Genomic DNA, 5,291 nt, shown 5'->3' on the forward strand with positions numbered 1-5,291 from the left:
CGGGCTAACGATCGAAAACAACACCGACGGATGGCAGCGCAAACCCACGGATGACAGGGTGCAGAAAATCCGTGGGTTCGCGCTGCCATCCGTGGGCCAAGCAATCGTTTCATTGGTCCGCGGCACCCTCAATCGAAAGGTGGTCGGAGCACTACTGCCGGAAGGGTTTTCCAACCAACGTATTCCAGGTTTGACGTTGTGTCGGCGTCAAGATCTTCAAAATTTCGTTGACGGTGTTTTCGGTTGCCGCCTGGTGGGCCGGATCGCGTGGGGGACCGCCACCGAAGTCGTGCATCGGTGGCCCTTTGCCGCGGCCGAATCGGTCACCGCGCCGATCCTCCGGCGGTTGACCCTTGTTGAATCGGTTCGGCGGTCCAAAATCGAATCCGCCCGGCGGCGGGCCGCGGCGACCGTCCTCCCGACGGCGCGGCGGTTGGCCATCACGCGGCGGTCCGTCCCTTCGATCGGGCCGTGTCTGTTCGATGATCCGATTGATCTCCGAACGTTGTTGCCGCGTCAATTCCAGCGCCGCGACGATTTCCGATGTTTTGAAGGTGAACGGCAATCGCCGCTGTCGGGCGATCTGCCGCAACCGCGTCAGCTGTGCGTCGGACAATTGTTGCGAGACAAACGCATCGAATTCCTGCAACAGCAGCGTCATGTCCGCACTCTCGTTGCTCAATCCGCCAGGATTCTGATTCACCAGCGAACGCCGCTCGGACTCCAACACCGCGATGGCGACTTCTAGATTGGCCGCCGTCGTTTGATCAATCGACAATTCTTCTTGCACGGCGGGGTCGGCCAGTTGCATCAGCGGAGAAACATTTTCGAGCACACGCAATTCCTGAACCATCGTTTCGACGCGTGATGAGGTGGCTGCCAGTTCACTTTTCAGTGCCGGGTCGTCCGATCGCAAGTCGAGGAAATCGCGGTAGAATTCGAGCGAGGTTTCCAGAAAGCTGCGTCGAAGGTCTTGCAGGTCTCCGCGGTAGGCGAGTTCGCTTTCGCTGAGATCGCTGAACGTGTCGACGGCCGATCGCGCTTGTTGGAAACTCTGTTCGGCCAGTCGGCGTTGCTCGGTTTCCCGGTCGAGTGCTTGCTGCGTCGCGCGGTGTTCTCGCCAAACCACCAGCGTGGTGATCAACAGTGCCAGCGTGGCGATGACCAACATTCCGACCGCTGCGGCAACCAGTCCGCTGTTACGTCGACGCCATTTCGTCAATCGTTCCAGCATCGTCGGCGGCTTGGCCTTGATCGGCTTGTCGTCCAGCCAGCATTGCAAATCGTCTGCAAACTCCTGCATCGTCGCGTAGCGTTCGGCGGGCAACTTGGCGATCGATTTGCGAACGATGTTGTCCAGTTCAGGCGGGATGTCGGGGGCAATCGACGCCGGCGAGGGTGGTTCAACTTCGACGACCCGGTTCAACAATTCGCGAAAGCCGTCCCCTTCGATCGCCGGCCGCAGCGTCAGCAATTCATAAAGCGTCACGCCCAATGAATAGACGTCGGTGCGGTGATCCAAGATCGTGCGTTGACCGGAAGCCTGTTCCGGTGACGCATACCGCAAGGTTCCCATCGGATCGCCGGTACGCGTCAGATTGCTGGGGTCGGACTCAATCTGGGCCAGCCCAAAATCGGTGACCCAGACTTTGCCGGCGCTGTCGATCAACAGGTTGCTGGGTTTGATGTCACGATGGATCACGCCGTACTGGTGGGCGTGCTGGATGGCGATCGCCGCTTCATAGGTCATCCGGACGGCCGATTCGAAGTATCGGCGGCGTCCGGACTGGTTATCGCCGGACGCGAACGTCGCGGAGAGCTGTGGGATCGTCGAAGACCGAAGTGGTTGTGCGGTGTCCCGACTGCCACCGGGCTTGGCGTCACGCATTTCATGGATCACGTCGGCCAACGTGTGCCCTTCGATCAACTGCATGGCGTAATAGTGCAGCCCCCGATCGCTGCCGACCGCGTAGACCGGCACGATGTTCGTATGGTGCAGCGCCGCCGCGGCGTGGGCTTCGTTGCGAAAACGCTGAAGCCGAACCTCGTCCAAGCCGCTGGCAAACGGCAACACCTTCAGCGCCACGCGACGCCCGAGCGACAGTTGAATCGCATCGTAAACCACCCCCATGCCGCCGCGCCCGAGTTCACCGACGATCTGAAAGTCGCCGATCGGCTTGGCCGTGAACTCCGCGTCGGGCGAGACCACCCCGAGCGGTTTCGCCGGCGCGGGGCCGGCCCGATGCACCAGCGCCAATCCTTCCAGCGAGGGACGAAGCTCTGCGGCGATCTCGGCATGTTCGGCCAAGTAGACGTCGATCGGCGGCGCTTTGTCTGCATCCAGCAAACGCATGTAGTCTTTCACCGCCGAAACCACGCGGTCGTCTTCGGTTTCGTCCGTTGTTGTCACCGTCAAACGTCTCCCATCGTGGTCTTCAGTTTCGCCAACCCGCGCACCCACAATTTTTCGACACTGTCGACGCTGCGCCCCATCGACTTGGCCACCTCCGCAAACGGCAGCCCGTCGACGTGTCGCAGCACAATCACCTGTCGATAATCGTCCGGCAGCGACTCGAGCGCCTCGGCGAGTTGCAGAAACGCTTCGTTGCGGGCGAAATGTTGACTCGGCGACGTGATCTCGGCGGCAATGCGTGACTGCAGGAATCCCGAGGCACTGGCCAAGCTGGCGTTTAAATTCTGCTCCAGGCGCGGATCGCGCTTCTGGGTCCCCAAAAACTTGCGAACATGCATCGCCAGCAGATTTGACAAGATGCCACGCAGCCAGCCGGCAAATTCTTCCGCCGACTCGCCCTGAAAGTCAGCGATGTTGCCGTGCGCGGCCAAGCAAACCTCTTGCGCGATGTCCGACGGGTCGGCTTTGCCTTGCAGGTGATGGTGCAGTCCGGTTCGCGCCAAAAACACCAGGTATTTTCGGTAGTGGTTGAGCAACTCACCGAGCGCGTCACTGTCGCCGGCCTGTGCCGCTGCGATCAATCGGGTCGTGCGTTGCTGTGGTGCATCGAGCTTGATGCGGTCGTCGTTGGTCAAAGGTCCGCTCGGTCGATCATGGAAACGTTTCAAAAAGATCAGTTGCGGTCACCAGCCAAAACCGTCACCGAAAAGGACGATTTTAGCAAGATGACGACGTGTTCTTAGGACTCCGATGCATCGACCGGCGGATTGCGGTTAAAATGGTTCTGCCCCCCCTCGGCGACTTCGCTTGATTCCCCACCATACGCCGGCAGCGAGAAGAACAAGACGTGCGACAATCGTCCGGTAGGAAACCGATGCAGAAAATGCTTCTTCGAATCGCTCTGATCCTCCTTCCATCCGTCCAGACCCTGGCGTCGGAAGTGGATTTTGTGCGCGACGTGCAGCCAATTTTCCAGAAGCATTGTGTGTCCTGTCATGGCGCGGAGAACCAGAAGAGCGGGTTGCGGTTGGACATCAAGTCCGAAGCGTTCAAGGGCGGCGATGGCTGGGGACCGAGCCTGATCGCGGGGCAGGCGGACGAGAGCCCGGTGATCGAGTTGGTCACCAGCGAAGACGAAGATTCTCGGATGCCTCCGGAAGGCGAACCGCTTTCGGAATCCGAGATTCAAACGCTGACGCGATGGGTCGACGAGGGTGCGGTCTGGCCGGACGGTGTCGATCTGGCGGAACTCGAAGACCGACTGGATCACTGGTCGTTTCATCCGATGACGTCGCCGCCGATCCCCGATGTCGAACACGTCCGTTGGCCGCGCGGCGCGATCGATCGATTTGTGCTGGCACGATTGGAACAACAGGGCCTGACGCCCGCCGTCGAGGCAGACTCGGTGACGTGGCTGCGCCGCGTCACGTTTGACTTGACCGGACTTCCCCCGACACGACAGGAAGTGGACGAGTTCTTGGGACAGATCGAGCGCGGTGATGCCGCCTACACCGCCGTCGTCGACCGCTTGCTCAAATCACCCCGTTACGGCGAACGTTGGGCGCAACATTGGTTAGACGTCGTGCGTTATGCCGACACCCATGGATTCGAAGTCAACACCGAACGGCCCAATGCATGGCCCTATCGCGACTACGTCATTGCCGCGATGAATGCCGACACTCCTTACGATCGCTTCATCACGGAACAAATCGTCGGCGATGCGTTGGGTGCCGACGCCGCAACGGGGTTCCTGATCACGGCGTCGGTCCTGTTGCCTGGCCAGATCGGCAAGGACGCACCCTCGATTCGGCTGGCACGTCAGGATTCACTCGATGAGATCGTCAATAACGTTTCACAGACCTTTCTCGGTCTGAGCGTCGGTTGTGCGCGATGCCACGATCACAAATTCGACCCCATCTCCGCGAAAGACTACTACAGCATGCAGGCGTTTGTCGCCGGTGTCGAGTACGCCGATCGCGAGATGCGTTCGCCCGAATCCGACGCATTGAAGCAACAAGCAAAAAGCTTTCGCCAACGCGTTTCCGAGATTGACGAGCAACTGCTCCGATTCGTCCCCTTGGCACATCCGCGTGTCGACCGCGAACTGGATGCGTACTCCACCAACGCGGCTGAAAACATTGAATCGTTTGAACCGCTGACGGCCAAGTATGTTCGGTTTACGATTCATGACGCCAACCTGCACCCGAGTCTCGGGTTGATCGAACCGTGTGTGGACGAGTTTCAGATTTTCACCGACGCCGCCGAACCGCAAAACGTTGCCCTCGCCTCGCATGGAACCAAGGTCACCGCGTCGGGCAGCAGAGCGTCGGCGAACCATCAACTCGAACACGTTAACGATGGTCAATTCGGAAACGCCCGGAGCTGGATGTCGGATCAGAAAGGCCGCGGCTGGTTGATGTTTGAACTTCCCGAGGCCATTCCGATCAACAAGATCGTGTGGAGCCGCGATCGCAAGGGGCAGTACACCGACCGGCTCGCCACGGCCTACACCTTGGAAGCCGGACCATCGATCGAGGCCATGACGACGTTGAAGCATGTTCCGCCACAACGGGCCGCCATCTCCCCGTCGATCAACGTGGATCGGTTTTCACCGGTGCAAGCCAAGCGTTTGCGTTTTACCGTGCTGGCGACCAACAATCTTGAACCGTGCATCGACGAACTGGAAGTGTTCAATGATGCCGGCGAAAACATTGCCTTGGCAACCGCGGGCACCAAACTCACGACCTCCGGCGATACGCTTGTCGCGGACCGTCACGAGCCAGGTTTCATCAACGACGGCCGCTATGGAAACTCACGCAGTTGGATGTCCGCTCAAACCGGTGCCGGCTGGGTGGAATTGGAGTTTGCCGAAGCACAG

The 5,291-nt window shown here is 59.8% G+C and carries 4 protein-coding genes; 1 reads left to right on the forward strand and 3 read right to left on the reverse strand.

Translation table 11 applies throughout. The features are described from left to right. Nucleotides 1-151 precede the first annotated feature (151 nt). The 3 genes from ABX749_RS20640 to ABX749_RS20650 form a co-directional block, all read right to left on the reverse strand. Nucleotides 152-2,410 carry a serine/threonine protein kinase gene (locus tag ABX749_RS20640; protein ID WP_372897636.1) on the reverse strand — a complete coding sequence of 753 codons (2,259 nt, stop codon included), beginning with the start codon at nucleotides 2,408-2,410 and terminating at the stop codon, nucleotides 152-154. Between the two features lie 2 nt (nucleotides 2,411-2,412). Beyond that, nucleotides 2,413-3,048 carry a sigma-70 family RNA polymerase sigma factor gene (locus ABX749_RS20645; RefSeq protein ID WP_372897637.1) on the reverse strand — a complete coding sequence of 212 codons (636 nt, stop codon included), beginning with the start codon at nucleotides 3,046-3,048 and terminating at the stop codon, nucleotides 2,413-2,415. A 104-nt stretch (nucleotides 3,049-3,152) separates the two neighbouring features. Beyond that, nucleotides 3,153-3,395 carry a hypothetical protein gene (locus ABX749_RS20650; protein ID WP_372897638.1) on the reverse strand — a complete coding sequence of 81 codons (243 nt, stop codon included), beginning with the start codon at nucleotides 3,393-3,395 and terminating at the stop codon, nucleotides 3,153-3,155. A 3-nt stretch (nucleotides 3,396-3,398) separates the two neighbouring features. On the opposite strand from ABX749_RS20650, the gene ABX749_RS20655 reads away from it, so the two are divergent. Continuing rightward, nucleotides 3,399-5,291: DUF1549 domain-containing protein (locus ABX749_RS20655; protein WP_372897639.1), on the forward strand; the 1,893-nt coding region annotated here is incomplete at its 3' end.

Origin of the sequence: Stieleria sp., assembly GCF_041595215.1 — a bacterium.
GTDB classification, from domain to species: domain Bacteria; phylum Planctomycetota; class Planctomycetia; order Pirellulales; family Pirellulaceae; genus Stieleria; species Stieleria magnilauensis.